This window comes from Sphingobium sp. KKT206, assembly GCF_055640555.1.
Window position 1 is genome coordinate 1,080,381 of the sequence record NZ_CM145764.1, and the last position, 18,721, is coordinate 1,099,101.

Annotated in this window: 17 protein-coding genes and 1 tRNA gene; 6 read left to right on the forward strand and 12 right to left on the reverse strand. The window is 61.8% G+C overall.

Annotation, left to right across the window (positions count from 1 at the left end):
- Positions 1–104 precede the first annotated feature (104 nt).
- Positions 105–1,523 (reverse strand): adenosylhomocysteinase, encoded by a 1,419-nt coding sequence (ahcY, locus tag ACZ2HM_RS05060; protein WP_310223926.1) that lies wholly within the window; start codon positions 1,521–1,523, stop codon positions 105–107.
- Positions 1,524–1,663: 140 nt separating this feature from the next.
- Entirely contained in the window at positions 1,664–2,224 is a 561-nt protein-coding gene (locus ACZ2HM_RS05065) for a YqgE/AlgH family protein (RefSeq protein ID WP_037476530.1), read from the reverse strand.
- Between the two features lie 120 nt (positions 2,225–2,344).
- Between ACZ2HM_RS05065 and ACZ2HM_RS05070 the strand changes: the two genes are divergently transcribed.
- Together ACZ2HM_RS05070 and ACZ2HM_RS05075 are read left to right on the forward strand one after the other, a co-directional pair.
- The gene (locus tag ACZ2HM_RS05070; RefSeq protein WP_037476529.1) at positions 2,345–2,827 is read left to right on the forward strand and encodes a peroxiredoxin; all 483 of its coding nucleotides are present in this window, start codon (positions 2,345–2,347) and stop codon (positions 2,825–2,827) included.
- Between the two features lie 87 nt (positions 2,828–2,914).
- On the forward strand, positions 2,915–4,369 hold the full coding sequence (locus tag ACZ2HM_RS05075; RefSeq protein ID WP_037476528.1) for an AMP nucleosidase: 1,455 nt from the start codon (positions 2,915–2,917) through the stop codon (positions 4,367–4,369).
- A gap of 15 nt (positions 4,370–4,384) precedes the next feature.
- Here ACZ2HM_RS05075 and ACZ2HM_RS05080 read toward each other — a convergent pair whose 3' ends face one another.
- The 6 genes from ACZ2HM_RS05080 to ACZ2HM_RS05105 all read right to left on the reverse strand — a co-directional run bounded on the left by ACZ2HM_RS05080 (position 4,385) and on the right by ACZ2HM_RS05105 (position 10,093).
- Entirely contained in the window at positions 4,385–5,536 is a 1,152-nt protein-coding gene (locus tag ACZ2HM_RS05080; protein WP_037476527.1) for a GGDEF domain-containing protein, read from the reverse strand.
- Between the two features lie 32 nt (positions 5,537–5,568).
- The gene (locus ACZ2HM_RS05085; protein WP_470426405.1) at positions 5,569–7,446 is read right to left on the reverse strand and encodes a M2 family metallopeptidase; all 1,878 of its coding nucleotides are present in this window, start codon (positions 7,444–7,446) and stop codon (positions 5,569–5,571) included.
- A 53-nt stretch (positions 7,447–7,499) separates the two neighbouring features.
- Complete coding sequence (locus ACZ2HM_RS05090; RefSeq protein WP_037476525.1) at positions 7,500–8,261, reverse strand: alpha/beta fold hydrolase; 762 nt, start codon at positions 8,259–8,261, stop codon at positions 7,500–7,502.
- An 81-nt stretch (positions 8,262–8,342) separates the two neighbouring features.
- Positions 8,343–8,780, reverse strand: a complete 438-nt coding sequence (locus ACZ2HM_RS05095; RefSeq protein WP_037476524.1) for a type II toxin-antitoxin system VapC family toxin — start codon at positions 8,778–8,780, stop codon at positions 8,343–8,345.
- On the reverse strand, positions 8,780–9,022 hold the full coding sequence (locus ACZ2HM_RS05100; protein ID WP_037476523.1) for a FitA-like ribbon-helix-helix domain-containing protein: 243 nt from the start codon (positions 9,020–9,022) through the stop codon (positions 8,780–8,782). The genes ACZ2HM_RS05095 and ACZ2HM_RS05100 overlap by 1 nt, the downstream gene beginning before the upstream one ends.
- A gap of 45 nt (positions 9,023–9,067) precedes the next feature.
- On the reverse strand, positions 9,068–10,093 hold the full coding sequence (locus tag ACZ2HM_RS05105; protein WP_069066669.1) for an aspartate-semialdehyde dehydrogenase: 1,026 nt from the start codon (positions 10,091–10,093) through the stop codon (positions 9,068–9,070).
- 165 nt (positions 10,094–10,258) lie between these two features.
- On the opposite strand from ACZ2HM_RS05105, the gene ACZ2HM_RS05110 reads away from it, so the two are divergent.
- Positions 10,259–10,969, forward strand: a complete 711-nt coding sequence (locus ACZ2HM_RS05110; protein WP_470426406.1) for a class I SAM-dependent methyltransferase — start codon at positions 10,259–10,261, stop codon at positions 10,967–10,969.
- A gap of 6 nt (positions 10,970–10,975) precedes the next feature.
- Here the strand turns inward: ACZ2HM_RS05110 and ACZ2HM_RS05115 are convergent, their stop codons facing one another.
- The 3 genes from ACZ2HM_RS05115 to ACZ2HM_RS05125 all read right to left on the reverse strand — a co-directional run bounded on the left by ACZ2HM_RS05115 (position 10,976) and on the right by ACZ2HM_RS05125 (position 15,213).
- Positions 10,976–12,808: a putative 2OG-Fe(II) oxygenase gene (locus tag ACZ2HM_RS05115; RefSeq protein WP_470426407.1), complete on the reverse strand. Its 1,833-nt coding sequence runs from the start codon at positions 12,806–12,808 to the stop codon at positions 10,976–10,978.
- Between the two features lie 2 nt (positions 12,809–12,810).
- The gene (locus ACZ2HM_RS05120; protein WP_470426800.1) at positions 12,811–15,024 is read right to left on the reverse strand and encodes an alpha/beta fold hydrolase; all 2,214 of its coding nucleotides are present in this window, start codon (positions 15,022–15,024) and stop codon (positions 12,811–12,813) included.
- Positions 15,025–15,138: 114 nt separating this feature from the next.
- A tRNA-Val gene (locus ACZ2HM_RS05125) sits at positions 15,139–15,213 on the reverse strand.
- A 137-nt stretch (positions 15,214–15,350) separates the two neighbouring features.
- Here ACZ2HM_RS05125 and ACZ2HM_RS05130 point away from each other — a divergent pair.
- Complete coding sequence (locus ACZ2HM_RS05130) at positions 15,351–15,479, forward strand: entericidin A/B family lipoprotein (protein WP_443019471.1); 129 nt, start codon at positions 15,351–15,353, stop codon at positions 15,477–15,479.
- A 154-nt stretch (positions 15,480–15,633) separates the two neighbouring features.
- A complete protein-coding gene (locus ACZ2HM_RS05135) occupies positions 15,634–16,251 on the forward strand; it encodes a YceI family protein (RefSeq protein ID WP_037476519.1) in 618 nt (205 codons plus the stop codon).
- Positions 16,252–16,287: 36 nt separating this feature from the next.
- Here the strand turns inward: ACZ2HM_RS05135 and ACZ2HM_RS05140 are convergent, their stop codons facing one another.
- Complete coding sequence (locus ACZ2HM_RS05140) at positions 16,288–17,871, reverse strand: M28 family metallopeptidase (protein ID WP_470426408.1); 1,584 nt, start codon at positions 17,869–17,871, stop codon at positions 16,288–16,290.
- Between the two features lie 114 nt (positions 17,872–17,985).
- Here ACZ2HM_RS05140 and ACZ2HM_RS05145 point away from each other — a divergent pair, with 114 nt between their 5' ends.
- Positions 17,986–18,702 (forward strand): GIN domain-containing protein, encoded by a 717-nt coding sequence (locus ACZ2HM_RS05145; protein ID WP_470426409.1) that lies wholly within the window; start codon positions 17,986–17,988, stop codon positions 18,700–18,702.
- The last annotated feature ends 19 nt before the right edge of the window (positions 18,703–18,721 follow it).

Here is an 18,721-nt window from a genome sequence, read left to right on the forward strand (position 1 = left end):
AGCACGAAGTGCTGACGGAGGGGTGTCACCCTATCGATAGGGCAACACCCCTCCGTCTGGCCTATGGCCAGCCACCTCCCCTACAAGGGGAGGATCGCCAATTATCAGTAGCGGTAGTGGTCAGGCTTGTAGGGGCCTTCGACCGGCACGCCGATATAGTCGGCCTGGCGCTGGCTCAGCTTGGTGAGCTTCACGCCCAGCTTTTCCAGATGCAGTTCGGCGACCTTCTCGTCCAGATGCTTGGGCAGGACATAGACGTCGTTGCCGTACTGCTCGCTCTTGGTCCAAAGCTCGATCTGCGCCAGCGTCTGGTTGGTGAAGCTGGCCGACATCACGAAGCTCGGATGACCGGTGGCGTTGCCCAGGTTAACGAGGCGCCCCTTCGACAGGACGATGATCTTCTTGCCATCGGGGAATTCGACTTCGTCGACCTGCGGCTTGATCTCGGTCCATTTCATGTTGGCGAGGCCCGCAATCTCGATCTCGCTGTCGAAATGGCCGATGTTGGATACGATCGCCATATTCTTCATGGCGCGCATATGATCGACGGTCAGGACGGCTTCGTTGCCGGTCGCGGTGACGAAGATGTCGGCGCGGGGCGCGGCTTCTTCCATCGTCACGACTTCATAGCCTTCCATCGCCGCTTGCAACGCGCAGATCGGATCGACTTCGGTCACCAGAACGCGCGCGCCGCCATTGCGGAGCGAAGCGGCCGAGCCCTTGCCGACATCGCCGAAGCCCGCGACGCAGGCGACCTTGCCGGCCAGCATGACGTCGGTGCCGCGACGGATCGCGTCGACCAGCGACTCTTTGCAGCCATAGAGATTGTCGAACTTCGACTTGGTGACGCTGTCGTTCACGTTGATCGCGGGGAAGGGCAGCTTGCCCTTCTTGGCCAGCTCATAGAGGCGATGGACGCCGGTGGTGGTCTCTTCCGACACGCCCTTGATGCTGGCGACAGTCTTGGTCAGCCAGCCCGGACGCTCGGCCAGGACGCGCTTGAGCACCGCGCAGAAGATTTCTTCTTCCTCGTTCGACGGCGTGAACAATTCTTCACCGGCTTCGACACGTGCGCCCCACAGCGCGAACATGGTGGCGTCGCCGCCATCGTCCAGGATCATGTTGCAGACGCCGGACTCATGATTGTGCCAGTCGAAGATGCGCTCGACATAGTCCCAATATTCCTGCAGCGTTTCGCCCTTGATGGCGAAGACGGGCACGCCCGACGCGGCGATCGCGGCGGCGGCATGGTCCTGCGTCGAATAGATGTTGCAGGTCGCCCAGCGCACTTCCGCGCCCAGCGCGGTCAGCGTTTCGATCAGCACGGCGGTCTGGATCGTCATGTGCAGCGATCCGGTGATGCGCGCGCCCTTAAGCGGTTGCGACGCGCCAAATTCCTCGCGCAGCGCCATCAGGCCCGGCATTTCGGTTTCGGCAATATCCATTTCCTTGCGGCCAAAGGCAGCGAGGCCGATATCGGCAATCACATAATCCTGCGCCTTGGCAGCGGGTACGGTGGCCACGAGCATATCTCCGTCAGTCAAATAAAGGCTGGCACCGCTGACGTGAGCCGGGCGGCGACGATGGGCCGGGCTTTACCAAGCGGCGGGCCTTATGGCAATGCAATATAAAGATGTCTTTATGTGCCTATCGCCTATGGCGCTCAGGCGGACCCAGCACCGCTCACCAGATGCGACGAATCGATGCCCATCGCCGCGAAAATAGCCGACCATTTGCGGCGCGCAGGCGTTTCGAACAGCAGATCCTTGTCGCCTGGCGCCAGGAACCAGCTTTCACCGGTCATCTCCTGTTCCAGCTGGCCAGCACCCCACCCGGCATAGCCCAGCGCCACGAGATAGCGACTTGGCCCCCGCCCCTCGCCGATCGCCTTCAAGATATCGAGCGAACCCGACAGGCCCCAGCGATCATCGACCTGCACCATGTCCTGCCCCGCCCAGTCGAGCGAATGCAGCACGAAGCCTCGGCGCGGCTCGACCGGGCCGCCGCGCAGCACGGGCCTATCCGGCACGCCGCTACCGTCAATATCGAAACTTTCGAGCAGATCGCGCAGCCGCACCTCCTCCATTTCCTCACCCACGGCGATGCCCAGCGCGCCATGTTCGTCATGCACGCACAGCGCGATCACCGAATGATCGAAGCGCATGTCGTCCATGCCGGGAAGCGCGAGCAGGAAATGCCCACCATAGAAGCGCGACTGGTCCATAGGTTTGACTATAGCCGCACGCACAGCATTGCCAAGGACGGCTTGCATAACGCCCCTCCCCTTGACAGTCGGACCGGCAAGCCCGACCTCCCGCCCGACACAAGGCCAGGAGATATGACCATGACCATTGCCACAGGCGAACGCCTGCCCAGCACGACCTTCACCAAGATGACCCAGAACGGCCCCGAAGCCGTGGCTTCGGACGAGTATTTTGCGGGCCGCACCGTCGCCATCTTCTCGGTGCCGGGTGCCTTCACCCCGACCTGTTCGGCCAAGCATTTGCCTGGTTTCGTTGAAAAGGCCGATGCGCTCAAGGCCAAGGGCGTGGATGAAATCGCCTGCACCGCCGTCAACGACGTGTTCGTCATGGGTGCGTGGGGCAAGTCTGCCGGTGCCGATGACAAGGTAACGATGCTGGCCGATGGCAATGGCGATTTCGCCAAGGCGGTGGGCCTGACGATGGACGGCAGCAAGTTCGGCCTCGGCACGCGCGGCCAGCGTTTTTCGATGATCGTCAAGGACGGGGTCGTTGCTGAACTGAATGTCGAGGAACCGGGCGACTATAAGGTTTCGTCGGCCGACCATATGCTGGGCCAGCTCTGATCGTTGCGAAGGCGCGCTGGACATCCAGCGCGCCTTTGTTGCAGCAAGCGTCTTCCTTCCGTCACGCAAAGGCGGTAACAGGGGGCGATGACACAGAGCATCGGCAAGGCGACGGTCGCGCAACTCGACCACATCTATCAGACATCCATCGAAAATCTACGTGAGGCCATGCGCGCCTACGCCCGCGACGGCAGTGTGCCTGCCGTCACCGCGCGCAGCGAACGGCTTTTCTGCTATCCCGAACTGCGGATCATCTATCATGGCGAAAGCGACATGCCGCCGCCCGGCCGATCGTTCGCGCGCCTGTCGAAGCCCGGCCGCTATGTGACCACCATCACCCGCCCGGCGATGTTCGCCGACTATCTGGCCGAACAGATCGACCTGCTGGTCCGCGATTATGGCGTCGAAGTGGAGACGGGCCTCAGCACCCAGCAAATCCCCTTCCCCTATGTGCTGGACGGGCTGGACATCAGCGCGCTCGATGGCACGCCGCCGACCGAACTCGCGCGGCATTTTCCGGCGACCGAACTGGCCGAGATTGGCGACGAGATTGCCGATGGGCTGTTTATTCCCAATTCCGATGGCGACCGGCCCTTGGCGCTGTTCGACGGGTTGCGCACCGATTTCTCGCTGGCGCGGCTCAAACATTATACCGGCACGCCCGCGGAGGATGTGCAGCGCTACATATTGTTCACCAACTATCATCGCTATGTCGATGAATTCGTGGCTTGGGCCTGTGCCGAGCTAAAGCGCGAAGGCAGCCGCTTTACCGCCCTGTCGGGGGCGGGCGGCGTCTATGTCACGTCCGAAACCGCCGATCCCGCTCGGATGATCGCCGACAGCGCCTGGCGTCGGCATCAGATGCCCGCTTATCACCTGATCGCGCCGGATCGCAGCGGCATCACCCTCGTCAATATCGGCGTCGGCCCGGCCAATGCCAAGACGATCTGCGACCACCTCGCGGTGGTTCGCCCCGAAGCCTGGCTGATGATCGGCCATTGCGGTGGTCTGCGTCCCAGCCAGCGGATCGGCGACTATGTGCTGGCCCATGCCTATCTGCGCGACGACAAGGTGCTGGACGCGATGCTGCCGCCGGAAATCCCGGTTCCGGCCATCGCCGAAGTGCAGGTCGCGATGGCGAGCGCGGCCGAAGCGGTGTTGGGCGGCGGCGACAAGGAAGATTTCCGCCGTCGCCTGCGCACCGGCACTGTGGTCACTACCGACGATCGGAATTGGGAACTACGCTATTCCAGTTCGGCGCTGCGATTCAGCCTGTCGCGGGCCGTGGGGATCGACATGGAATCGGCGACGATCGCAGCGCAGGGCTATCGCTTCCGCGTCCCTTACGGCACGCTGCTCTGCGTGTCCGACAAGCCGATCCACGGCGAACTCAAGCTGCCGGGACAGGCCAACCGCTTCTATGAAGAAGCGATTGCGGGCCATTTGCGCGTCGGGCTGATGACCTGCGAATTGCTGCGTAAGGAGGGAGCGAAGCTGCACAGCCGCAAGCTGCGCGCCTTCAACGAGCCGCCGTTTCGCTGATCAGGGGACCGACGATCAGGCAGCCGCGCGCCAAATGGCGACGCGGTTCTTGCCTTCCTTCTTGGCATCATACAGCGCCGTATCGGCGCGCGCGACCATATCCTCCAGGCTTTGGTCGGACGCGAGCAACTCGGCCACCCCAAAACTGGCTCGCAGCGCGGCTTCGGGTGCGTTTGGAACGACAAGGCAGCCAATTTCCGCGCGCACACGCTCCATGACATCGGCCGCCGCCGCGGCGTCGGTCTCGACTAGCAGCAGGCCGAATTCGTCGCCACCCAGACGCGCCACGATGTCCCCGCGACGCACCGCATTGGTCAGCAACTGCGCGAAACCGCACAATGCTGCATCTCCGGCGATATGCCCGTGCCCATCGTTCAACGCTTTGAACCCGTCCAGGTCGCAAACCACCAGCGCCAAGGGCCGCTGGTGCCGGTGCGCATGGGCGATCGCGCGGCTTGCGGATTCGTCCAGTCCGCGCCGGTTCAACACATTGGTCAGCGGGTCATGACGCATCTGCCGGCGCAATTGATGCGCAAGGTCGCCCGCCACCACCATGACAGCCGCGACGCCCAGACCGACATAGATGGACGGCAACCCCAGCCCAAGCAAAGCGCGATACAGGGCCATCCCCTCACCGGGCGCCCGACCCAAATCCGTTGCAGCACTGGCAACCAGCCCGGCTTCGAACAGCGCGAGGATGAGGCTCATGCTGAAAAAGGCCATCTCCGGCGCGCTGAAACGTCGGTTGCGGGGCCAAAGTGCGATCGCCGAACACAGCATTAACAGGCCGACATAAGATGGCACGACGATGCCCTGGAGCGACCGGTCACCGATTAACGCCACATAGCTGCCGCCTGTGGCCACGACGGCACCACAGAGGATCAGCGCGCGCCAAGGGACCGGCTTCCCCGATCGTTGCCGGACGCCCACGAGCATCAAGGATCCGCTCACCACGATCAGGCAGGACGTCAGGGCCATCAAACTGCCGCTGCCAAGGGCAGCGCCACCCGCATTGGCCAGCCACTGTCCCGTTGCCGCCACATAGGATAGCGCCCAGCTGCGCACATGACGTTGCCGCCCAAAGTGCAACCACGCCACCCCCATCGCCAGTGCCATAATGACACTGGTGAAAATGAGCAAAGCAATGACAATGATAACCGGGTCCATGAAGACCAGCCCCTAAGAAGTTTCGACTGCTTTTACCAGCCGCAAGACTTGCCTTCATTCTGTTGGATCAACCATTTTTGCAATGGCGCGAAATAGGCGGTCATGGACTTGCCGGAAATGGTGCGTGTACCGGTAAAAGTTTGCAGTGCATCGGGCCAGGGTTTGGACGCTCCCATTTCCAGCATGGCGTTCAACTTCGCCCCGACATCTTTGTTACCATAGAAGGAACAGCGATGCAGCGGCCCTTTCCAGCCCGCTTGCTTGCACGCTGCTTCGTAGAATTGGAATTGCAGGATTCTGGCGAGGAAATAACGCGTATAGGGCGTGTTGCCGGGGATATGATATTTGCCACCCGCATCGAACTTCGTCTCATCGCGCGGCGCAGGCGGGATGATGCCTTGATATTGTAACCGCAGGTCGGTCCATCCCTTCTGCATCTGGTCCTGCGGGATCGACCCGTCGAACACACCCCAGCGCCATTTGTCGATCAGCAGGCCAAAGGGCAGGAACGCGACCTTGTCCATCGCCTGCCGCAGCAGCAGCCCCAGATCCTTGTCCGCGCCGGGCATCTTGGCGGCATCAAGAAGGCCGATCTTCACCAGATAATCGGGCGTGATCGACAATGCGACGAAATCGCCGATCGCTTCATGGAAGCCATCATTGGCCCCGTCCAGATAGAGATAGGGATTCTTGTTATAGGCGCGCTGATAATAATTATGGCCGAGTTCGTGATGGATGGTCACGAAATCGTCGCTGTTGATCTTGGTACACATTTTGACGCGCAGATCGTCTTTATTGTCCAGATCCCAAGCCGACGCATGGCACACGACTTCGCGGTCGAGCGGCTTGATGAACTGGGTGCGGTCCCAGAAGGTCGCAGGCAGCGGCTCCAGCCCAAGCGAGGAATAGAAGCCCTCGCCGATCTTGAACATCTGCTTTTCCCAATAGCCGCGCCGCTGCTTTTCCGGGGTGTCGGGACTGTCCACCTGATCGGGCCGGGTTTCGACAAAGCCCTTCGCCTTGAGCAGGTCACCGACATCGAAGCCGAGGTCGCCAGCGCCTTCGGGCGCCACCACATCATAGATATTGCCCCATTCCTGCGCCCACATATTGCCGAGCAGGTCGGCGCGGATCGGGCCTGTCGTGGGCTGCACCTCCGCACCATATGTCTCGTTCAGCTTGGTGCGGGTGTAGCAATGCAGTTCGTCATAGAGGGGCTTCACCTCCGCCCAAATCTTGTCGGTCAGCTTGGCGAAATCGTCGGCAGGCATGTCATATTTCGACCGCCACATCGCGCCGGTGTCGGCAAAGCCCAATTCCTTCGCGCCCGCATTGGCGATATCGACCAGCTTGGCATAATCGCCGCGCATCGGCGCGCCGACATTATCATGCCAGCTCAACCACATTTCCTTGAGTTCCTGCGGATTGCGGCTGGAACCCATTTTTTCTTCGATGTCGCTGCCGTTGATCGGCTGACCGTTCAGCGTGCCCTTGCCTTTGCCATAGGTGGATTGAAGCCGGGTCGAGAGGTCGTTCAACTGTTGGGCTGCGCCAGGCGTCGTCGGGGCAGGCAAAGTGAGTGCGGTGCGCAGCAGGTCGAGCCGCCGCTTGGTTTCCACCGACAGGCCAGGTGCGGTCGCATATTTGGCCGCTTCCAGCGCGTAATCGACCGTCATGGTGGTGCCGATCGCACCGAAATAGGCGGCGACGGCGTCACTGTCGTCGCTGATATAGGTGGAATTGATCCAGGCGGCCCGGCTGGAAATGAGCGAATGGTCGAACATCGCCTTTTCCACCTTGGCGAGGAAGGCGTCGGCCTCGGCCTCCGTGGGCGCGGGAGCCTGCTGCGCCATGGCGGGCGATATCAAAAGAGCGGCCGCAAGCGCGGCGATCGAGACGGCGATTTTCATGGGAGTCCCCTCATAGGCGTATGAGGGGAAAGTGGCCTGACGGTGCGATCCCGTCAAGCGGTGAGAAAATCGACCATCGTCTGTCCCATCTCCTTACGGGTGACGGCATTCATATGGTTGCCGGGAATCTCGGCATAGCTGCCATAGGGCAGAATATCGGCCAGTTCCTGCGCCACGCCATTATCCTGGTCGTCTGCCCCGCAAATGACCTTGGTCGGTTGCATGATCCCGGCGATAGTGGTCTCCGGCGTATCGACGAATGTGTTGAGGATATGGAGCAGCGCGACTGGATCGCCCTTGGTCGTCTTGAGGAAGGCTTCGGTCATCCATTGCGACGTGCCGCGTTCGAACGTGCCGAGGTTGGTCAGCACATTCTGATAATAGCCGCCATTGTCGAGCGATTGCACCAGACCGCGCAACCCCATACCCGCCAAAATCACCCGACGCGGCGTCGCACCGCGCGCGAGCATCCGCACCGTGGTCCGCGCACCCAGCGAATAACCGCCCAGATCATAATCGGTCAGCCCCATCTGTTCGATCAGCGCCAGACCGTCATCGGTCAGCGCATCGGCCGGATAGGCGGCGGGATCATGTGGCTTGCCGCTTTCGCCATGCCCGCGCAGGTCCGGCATGATGAGGCGGAAACCAGCCGCCACCAGCTTGGCGGCATGGCCATAGCGAATCCAATTGGTGTAGGCATTGGAGAAATAGCCGTGGATCAACACCAGATCTCGTCCTTCGCCCACGACATGAACCGCGATCGGCAGGCCGTCGAAACCCTTTACATCATGGCGTTCGATGGGGAGGTCGGTCATGGCATGGTCCTTTGGCTGGGGCGGGTTGCCGATATGGCGTCAGTCGGCGCGGCGCAAGAGTGCGATCAAGACCAGGCCTCGCTACGCCTGCCAGGACGGACGATCCGTCAGGCCCGCAATCAGGCCCGAAAATGCCGTATCAGCGCAACGGCGAACCAGCTTTCTGTCGGCCGAAATGACGATGGTTTCCAGCATTTGTGCCGCGGCCAGGAAAAAGCAATCATAGGCCGGATGGTCCAGTTGCAGGCTTATGTCCATGGCGCGATCGGCTAGGCCCGCTGTCGGGATCAGTTCGACGATGTCGGGCAGCACTGCCGCCGCCTCCCTGGCCTGAGCGGAACCGATTTCCTGCGCTCGCACCTTCTTCCACATGACGTTGGCGAACTCGGCCATCAGCAAGTCGGGCGCAACCAGTCGACGCGGCAAAAGAGTAAGAGCAATACTGACTTCATTCGACAGAATAGGATCATCGCTGCCAATGACCCAACGGGCAGCAACGCTCGTGTCAACGATGAGCATCAGTCGGCGTGATCTTCTCGCAGAAGTTCCTCAGGCGGTGTCTGCCGTACATTCCGGGGCGTCATCGCGCGTATATCTTCAAGACGGGTCAACATGCTGTTCAGGCGATCACCGGTCATCGGCCGACCGCGCGTCAACGCATCGCGCAACTCAGCTTCCAACGAACGCTGATTGCGTACCGCCAGTTCACGATAGGCAGCGATGACTTGTTCATCGAGGTTGCGGATAAGAACTTGGCCCATGCCGCTATGCTATCACCATGATAGCATAGCGGCAAGGTGGAGCTATCAGCCCTTCTTAAGGTGGCGACGGCCCAGCAATTCAGCGATCTGCACCGCGTTCAGCGCCGCGCCCTTGCGCAGATTGTCGCTGACGCACCACAAGTTGATACCATTTTCGACGGTCGAATCCTCGCGCACGCGGCTGATGAAGGTCGCGAAATCGCCGACGCATTCGACCGGCGTGATATAGCCACCATCTTCGCGCTTATCGACCAGCATGATACCGGGCGCTTCACGCAATATGTCCTGTGCTTCCTTGGCCGAGATTTCATTCTCGAACTCGATGTTGATCGCTTCGCTATGGCCGACGAACACGGGAACGCGCACGCAAGTTGCGGTCAGCTTGATCTTGGGATCGAGGATCTTCTTCGTTTCCGCGACCATCTTCCATTCTTCCTTGGTCGAACCATCGTCCAGGAAGACGTCAATATGCGGAATCACGTTGAAGGCGATCTGCTTGGTGAACTTCTTGGGCTCGGCCGGATCGCCGACGAAGATGTTGCGGCTCTGCTCGAACAGTTCGTCCATGCCCGCCTTGCCAGCGCCCGACACCGACTGGTAAGTCGCGACGACGACGCGCTTGATCTTGGCGGCGTCATGCAGCGGCTTCAACGCCACGACCATCTGTGCGGTCGAGCAGTTGGGGTTGGCGATGATGTTCTTCTTCTTATAGCCATCGATCGCATCGGGGTTCACTTCCGGCACGATCAAGGGAACGTCCGGGTCCATGCGATAGAGCGAGCTATTGTCGATCACGACGCAACCGGCCGCCGCTGCCTTGGGCGCATATTGTGCCGTCGGGCCGCTGCCCACCGCGAACAGGGCGATGTCCCAGCCGGTGAAGTCGAAATGTTCGATGCTCTGGCATTTGATGGTCTTGCCACTATCGCCGAAATCAACGGTCAGCCCCTGCGAACGCGAGGAAGCGACGGCCGCGATCTCGTCAATCGGGAACTCGCGCTCGGCGAGAATGGTCAGCATTTCGCGGCCCACATTCCCGGTGGCTCCTACGACGACGACCCTGTAACCCATGACTAAACTCTCCACTCCAAAGCAAATCTTGCGGAGTGCGCGCCATAGCGATACTGGGCCTTTTGTCCAGAAAGAAGGGCTTGTCCACTCGATAGCGGGCGCAATATCCAGTGCGTCGTACCTCTGTGCCGCCCTTCATCCTCCTTGAAAAACGGATTGTAATCGATGCAGTCAGCGCTGCTGCCCCCCCTGCCCGACCGCTGGTTTCACAGCTTCGCCTTTCCCGACGGCACCCGCGCCGATGGCATCAAGCCGCTGGCCTCGCTGCAGGAAGAAGCCGACCAGATCTTCATCGCGCCGCTGGCGGGCAAGCGCGTGCTCGACATCGGTGCCTGGGATGGTTTCTTCTCGTTTCAGGCGGAGCAGCGCGGCGCGGCGGAAGTCGTGGCAACCGACCATTTCTGCTGGTCGGGCCAGGGGTGGGGCGACAAGCGCGGCTTCGATCATGCCCATGCCCAGTTCGCATCCAAAGTGCGCTCACTCGACCTCGACGTGGCCGACCATAAGGCGGACGAACTCGGCCAGTTCGACATGGTGCTGCTGCTGGGCGTCCTCTACCATGTACCCGCCCCCTATCGCACCCTCGAAGCCGCCGCCGCGATGAGCCGCGATCATCTCGTGATCGAAACGGTGACGGCGCTGCGCCACGAACCGGTGCCCGCGATGCGCCTGTTCACCGAACTGGAGCTGGATGGCGACCCCACCAATTTCTGGGCGCCCAACATTCTGGCCTTGCAGGAAATGTGTCGCCGCTTCGGCTATAGTCGTTTTCAGGTGTTGCCCGAAGCGCTCGACAATCAGGGCTGGCGCAAATGGGCCATGCCGCTGCGCCGCAAGGACCGTTACCGCCGGGCGATCTTCCACGCCTGGCGATAACTGATGTTAGGCTGGCAGCGCATCGAAGGCGATAGTGAGCCGTGATTGCGATCCCGAAAAGGGTGCAGTGCCGTGCCATAGATAAGAGGGAAACAGTACCAGCCGACCGGCTTGCGGCTGTATCACCCGTCGAGGCGGTAGCGCGGTCAGGTTGAGGGCATCATCGGGCACGCCAAACAAAATGGTGCCTTCACCCGACCGATCTTCCGCTGGAACATCATTGGGTAGCGCCACGTAAAAGGCTGAACTGATCCAGCCTTGAGGATGGATATGGGGCACATGCCGACCATTTTCGCGCAGACGCACCGACCATGAGCCGGAAAATTGAATGTCGCCGGTCCGTCGATCCAGCAACGGATGACCCGGTTGATTGGGCAAGTCCGCCAGCGCAGATTGCGTGCAACGGTGTAACTGTCGCTTGAGCGCCATGATCACGGGACATCTGCGTCGATCAAACAGATCACCGCGGGTCTGCGTGCCGCCGCGCAATGTCTGGTCGGCCGGGTGGGCGGTGGTCACATGCAAGCGTTCAAGCGATTCGCGCAGGTCTACAAGAAAGGCCGATTGGTTGCTCCAGCCATCCGGCGTGCCAATGTCAAGGTCACGAACATAATGGTCATAGCCCGCCAGCCAATGCTCGCGTTCATCTTCAAGCAGGCGCCATATGACTGTCAACAGTGCCCACCCCGTCTGGTCCAATGGCGCATGTCGGGTGGCAAGCAGCGCATGACTGAGCGCCTCGTCGGGGTCACCCTGCGCCAAGAGCAGTTGGGCGAGATTGGCTTGCAAACCGGCGCGGGCGGGATCGGCAGCAGCAAGGGTTCGGGCCAGGTCGATCGCTTCCCCATGCCGTCCAGCCAGCCCCAACGCCCGGATGCGGACCACGCTTAGCTGATCAGGATCATCAAGCATAGGTTGCGCCCGGTCAATCAGCCCCAATGCCCGGTCATGATCGCGAATGTCCATGGCGACGCGGACGCCTGCCAATAGCAGTTGGATATGGCGTGGCTGCTGTTCAATTGCTAAATCGAAAGCGTCAAACGCTTCGGCCTCGCGCCCGATCTGCGGCAATAGCCTGGCCAATGTGTCCTGGGCATCGACATGATCGGGATAACGACGCAACGCCGCTTGATATTGCGCTACCGCATCATCGAAACGCCCCATTTCCGCGAGGATATGCGCACGAAGCGTAAGCGCTGGCGCGATGTCCAACCCGCCATCGATGGCGCGCTCGATCGCCTCCAGCGCGCTGGCGCGATCGTCGGACGCCCGGAGTGCCGTTGCGAGATTATAGCATGCGCGAAGATCCGATGGCTTTCTTACGAGTAGGGCGCGATACGCCGCCGCCGCCGCCTCGGGTCGACCCTGAGCCTGCGCCATCGCCCCTTGCACGTGCAGGATGCGATCATCCTGCGGCGCAATTCGTGCAGCCTGGTCCAGTGCGTTTGCGGCGATGCTGAATTGCATCTGGTCGGTCGCGACGATTGCGAGGTTGATCCACCCCTCCGCATAACGGGGTTGCACGGCCACCGCCCGTTGAAGCGCGGCTATGGCTGCAGCCCCGTCGCCCATATCATGCAAATGATTGCCATAGGCGTTCCAAAGCTGCGGGTTGGTAGCCCCGCCTTTCAGCGCAGCTTCGAATGCCATTCGCGCGCCTGCCATGTCACCCTGGGCACGGCGTGCAGACGCAAAGATATAGAGCGCGTCAGGATGATTGCGCACCGGCGCGGCCATCGCCCGCAGCATCCGCTCGACAGTGACAGCCTGCCCTGCCTGCAGCGCATTGAAGGCTTGCTGTAGGCGCTTTACGTCCTCGACCTGCAAAACGCCTGTCATGGTCAGGGTGCGATCCCGCGACGGGCCAGGAAATCCTCGATCGTGCGCCATAGATGCACGCTGATGCCCGGCCCGCCGACGCGATGGGTTTGGCCGGGATAGGCCATCATCTCGAACGGCACCGCCGCGACTTGCATCTTCGCCATCAGCGCGGTGGCATTGTCGAAGACGACATTATCGTCGGACATGCCGTGGATCAGCAATAGCGGGTCGACGATCTTCACGGCCTCCTCGACTGCGCCCGACGCGGGATAAGCGCTGGGTGTGTCCTGCGGCTGGCCCAGATAGCGTTCGGTATAATGGGTGTCGTACAGTTCCCATTTCGTCACCGGCGCGCCAGCGATCGCCGCAGCGAACACGCCCGGCGCCTTCTCCAGCAGCTTCAGCGACATATAGCCGCCATAGGACCAGCCATATGTTGCGATCCGCTGTGGATCGACGAAGGGCTGGGCCTTGAGCCATTCGACGCCGGTCAACTGATCCTCGACCTCCACCGTGCCCATCGCGCGATAGAGATGGTCTTCGAACGCCTTGCCGCGATCGGGTGTCCCGCGATTGTCGATCGCAAAGACGATCCAGCCTCGGTCGACCAGATATTGGTTGAGCGCACCGCTCCAACTATTGGTTACCTGCCGTCCGCCGCCGGGACCGCCATAATGGATCATGAACACCGGATAGCGTTTCCCCGGCTCGATCGGCGGGGTCATGATCTTGGTATAGAGCGTCGTGCCGTCCGCCGCCTTCACCGTGCCGAATGTCGTCTTCACATGGCTGGCGACATAGGGCGCATAAGGATGGCTTCCCGTCAGCGCATTTTCCGACAACCATTGCAACTGCTTGCCGCTGTTATCGGCCAGATAGACCTGTTTTGGCTGGTCGCTATTCTGGCGGCTGACGACGATCCGGCTTGCCTTGCCGTCCATCACCGAATCATTCCACCAGCCGCTGCGCGTCAACGCCCGCGCCGCCCCGGCCTTCGTCAGCGGTGCGACATAAAGTTGCTGTTCCAGCGGCGTTTCGCGATTGCCGGTGAAATAGACGAGGGCTTTGTTCTCATCCACGCCCACCACGTCGCGCACGTCCCACTTGCCGCTGGTGAGCGGCGTCCATTTGCTCCCGCGCACATGGTAGAGATGCCCATGGCCTGTCTTTTCCGACCACCACAGGAAACTCCCGTCGGTGAGTGGCCGGAAATTGTTGGAGAGGTTCACCCAGCTTTTCGCCGTTTCGGTAAGGATCACCCGGCCCTTGCCGGTCACTGGATCAACCGCCAGCAGATCGAGCCGCTTCTGGTCGCGGCTTTCCCGCTGGACATAGAGGGTGCGGCCATCCTTCGACCAGTTGACCCGCGCCAGATAGATGTCCGAATCCGGGCCAAGATCGACCTTCACCTGACCCGAACCATCCGGCTTCATCACGTAAAGATCGACCAGCGCGTTGGGCGTGCCTGCAGCCGGATAGCGTTGTTGATAGACTTTGGTCCCCTCCCCGCCGATCGCGGTGCGGGTGACGATGCCGACCGGGGCTTCATCGACCCGCGCGACCGCGATCATCGCCTCGTCCGGCGACCACCAATAGCCGGTGCGCCGGTCCATTTCCTCCTGCGCGACGAACTCGGCCACGCCCCAGCTCACCGTATCGCTTGCGCCCTGCGTGATCTGCCGTTCCGCGCCACCGATCGGCTGCACGAACAGATTGCCGCCCCGTACGAAGGATACGAAGCGCCCCTTGGGACTGACCACGCCGTTCAACTCGCCATCGGGCGTGTCGGTCAGCCGTGTCACCTGTCCATCCAGCGCGGCGAGATAGAGGTCACCATCGACGGGCACGAGGATGGTCTTGCCATCGGACGACCAGTCATAGCTGGTAATCCCGCTACTGCCCGCGACGCTGCGATCCCGCTCGCGCTGCATCTTTTCCGCTTCGCTCAGCGCCGCGCCGCTGCCGGTCTTCTTCGAATCGACCAGCATCCGCTCCGCTCCGGTAGCGGTGTCGATCGCCCACAGGTCGAGCCGCTCCTTCTCATCCGCGCGCGGTTTGAGCAGGGTCACAAGCGTCCCGTCCGGCGACAATGTCAGCGCGCGTGGCTGCGGTCCAGCGAGGTCGGGACTGGCAAACACACGTTCCAGCGTCAGTTTTTCCTCCGCCTGCACGGACACAGCGGAACTCAACAGCAAAGCGCAAAGCGCGGCACTGGCTTTCAGATAAGGGGGCATCGACATCCTTTCGGCTCGGCGCGCGCACGCGCCGGATCAGGACCGCAGGATTAAAGCTGCGTATCAAAAGATCAATGCCGGGAAATAATCTGTCCTGTCATGGCGGGTAAGCCATGGTGGGCGCGGCAGGGATTGAACCTGCGACCCCACCCGTGTGAAGGGTGTGCTCTACCACTGAGCTACGCGCCCCCTATAAGGAGGAAGCGGCCATTGGCATTGCAGGCTGTCCCTGTCAAGCGGGTGCCGAAATGGAGCGCGCGGAATCGCTCTTCCCGCCGTCGCCATTCGGCTATAGAGGATCGCGACAACGCAATTGGAGTGATGAGATGATGCGCCCCGCATTTTGCCTGATGATGACCGGATTGCTGCTGGCCCTTTCGGCCTGCAACACGGTGCAAGGCGTCGGGCGCGACATCGAGTCGGTCGGCACAGCGGGCAAGGACGCCATACGCTGAACGATGATGGCGCTTGACCCTCTTGGATCGGTGACCGGTTAGCCGGTAAGACTTGTTTTATCGGGAACGATCCGTTTCCCGTTACGGCTCTGGAACTTGTTAGGGGCGCGACCTATTGTGGTGGCGTCCCTTGATCGTTTCTGGAGTCTACCTCATGAAAAAATATCTGATTTCCGCCGCCGCTCTCATCGCCATTGCCGGTGGCACGGTCGTCATCGCGCAGGCCCCAGCCGAGGTGCCGGGAAGCAAGGATGTCGCAAAGGTCAGTGGCGGCAGCTACAAAGTCGATGGCGGCCATACGCAAATCGTCTTCGCCTATGACCATATGGGCTTCACCAATAATGTCGGTGTGTTCGCCGAACCGACTGGCACGCTGATGCTCGACAAGGCGAACCCGTCGGCCTCCACCGTCAGCATTGACGTGCCGATCGCCAATCTCAAGACCGGCGTTGCCAAGCTGGACGAACATCTGCTCAAGGCCGACTTCTTCGATGTCGCCAAATTTCCGACCGCCAAATTCGTCTCGACCAGCGTGAAGGCCGAAGGCACCGGCGCTACCATCACCGGCAATCTGACCATCAAGGGCATCACCAAGCCCGTAACGCTGGACGCCGAATTTTACGGCGCGGGCACTAACCCCATGAACAAGCAGGAAAATGTCGGTTTCGTCGCCACCGGCTCGATCAAGCGCAGCGATTTTGGTCTCGGCTATGCCGTGCCCGTCGTCGGCGACGCAGTCGAACTCAAGATCATCGCCGGTTTCCAGAAGTAAAGTCTATCGCTGGGGGGAGGTCATCCCCCCAGCGCCCTATTTCTCAAACCGCTTGAAGAAGCTGTCCTCATTCCACGTCGGTCGCTCCGCCGCGTTCGCCACCTGCAAGGTTACCGCCGTCACATAGGCGTTCAGTTTCGCCGTTTCGGCAGGCATCACCGGCTGGTCCACATCATCGAACGGCGAATGATAGAGGTTCGCACGCCAGGCTTTTTCCGTTTCGGCTTCGGGCGTGCCCGCTTTGAAACCATATTTGAAGAAGAGCGCGGGGATGCCTTCGCGGATGAAGGCATATTGGTCGGAGCGGATGAAGACGTTGCGATCGGGGAAAGGATCGGGCGTGATCGGCAGGTTCATCGCCGCGCTCACCGCCTGCGCCACAGCACCCAGCGAGCTTTGGTCATAGCCGACCGGCGTCACGCTGGTCAGCGGGAAGATGGGCAGCGCCATGTCGAAATTGAGGTTCGCGACGATGCTCTTCTGCGGCACGGTCGGTCGCCGCGCGAAATAGCGTGATCCAAGCAGGCCTTTCTCCTCCGCCGTGACGATCGCGAAGAGGATCGACCGTTTGGGCTTCACCTTGCTCGCCTGGAGCGCCTTGGCGATCTCCAGCAGGCTGGCCACGCCCGACGCATTGTCGAACGCGCCATTATAGATGGCGTCGCCTTTCATCGGCGTGCCGATGCCATAGCCGTCGAGATGTGCGGACATGACGACATAATCGTTGCGCAATACGGGGTCGCTGCCGGGCAGGACCGCAACCAGATTGGGCGACGACAGGTCGCGCCGCGTCGCAGCGACCTGCGCCTTCAACCGCACCGCCAGCGGGAAGGACGCCACTGGCGCGGAGGCATCGGCGGCGGCAGCGATAGCCGCGAAATCCTGTCCCGACCCGGCAAACAGGGCAGCGGACTTGGCGGGATCAAACTGCGCGCCCAGGAACGGCGTCCGCGTCTCGCGCAGCGCCGCATCGCGATAATAAAGCGCCGGCGCACCGGCCAACGCTACTCGCCGCGTCCAGGGAATCTCGACCTGCTTGGGCGTGACCAGCATGATCATGCCGACCGCGCCCTGCGCCGCAAGCCATTGCGCCCGCTCGGACCGGGCATGGGATTTGAGCGCACCCGAAATCGTCGTCGGCCCGCCCGACAGGACGACCACCATCTTGCCCTTGAGGTCCAGTCCGGCAAAATCATCATGGCCAACTTCCGGCAGATGCAGGCCATAGCCCGCGAACACCATCGGCGCGTCTATGCTTTCGGGAACCGGCCCACCGCCGCCGGAAAAGATGAGATCGCCCGGCACCGCCAGCGGCGCCTCCCCCTGCGGCCCGACCAGCGCCGCGCTGCTGCGGTCGGACTGAATCCGCTGTTCCACGAAATCGACGGGCTGCTTATACCCATCCACGCCAGCGGGCTTGAGGCCAAGCGCCTTGAACTGGCCGATCACATAGTCGGCGGCACGGTCATAGCCCGGCGTACCGGTCCCCCGCCCCTCCATCGCATCGTCGGCCAATATCTTCACATGCGCCCACCAGGCCGCACCGTCATCCCCCTGCGCCAGCACCGGCGCGGACAAGGCCAGCGAAAGAAGCGGGAGAGCGGAAAAAAGCGCGCGCATGACGGGATGCTCCTCTATGAACCAGGCGCTATCTTGCCCTATCTGGTGAGACGAACAAGGGGGTGGGAACCGCTAACGACCTGTGTTCCTTGCCGATAGACCATGATCCGGGAGATGATTTTGCCACGCCCCCTTTTGCTGATGCCCCTGCTGCTTGGCCTATTCTCGTTGGCCCTGCCTGCTCAGGCCGCGACGCGCGGCTTTACCATCACCAGTTTCGATGCGATCCGCGTGGATGCGCCCGTGACCGTGACCGTGGTCGTCAAGACCGGCAGCGGCGCTTCCGCGCGGGCGGAGGGCGACCAGGGCGCGCTCGACCGGTTGAAGGTCGATGTGTCGGGGCGGCTGTTGATCGTCACCATGGCGCGGCCACGATCTGGCGAGAAGAGCGGCGGCGCGGCAACCTTGCGGCTGTCCACGGGCATGATCGATCGCATCGTTCTAACTGGTGGCGGTTCGGTGACGGTCGACCGGATGAAGGGATTGCAGGGCCAGATCGTGCTGGGCGGCAATGGCGATGTCGGCGTGGCCGATGTCGCGCTCGACCGGATCGACGTCGCGCTGGCGGGCGGCGGTCGGGCGACGCTTGGCGGTCGGACGGGTGTGGCCAACATCCGGGTGAATGGACCTGGGGCGGTCGCCGCTGAAGGGCTGCGCGCGCGGCAGGCGAGCGTCGCCAATGACGGGCCGGGCAGCGTCACGCTGACCGTCGAGGTGACCGCAAAGGTGGTATCGACGGGGTCGGGCGATGTGACCATCGGCGGCAAACCCGCCTGCACCGTGGACAATCGCGGCACCGGACGAATCCAATGCGGTGACGAAAGCTATTAGGCGCAATATTTGCGGACAG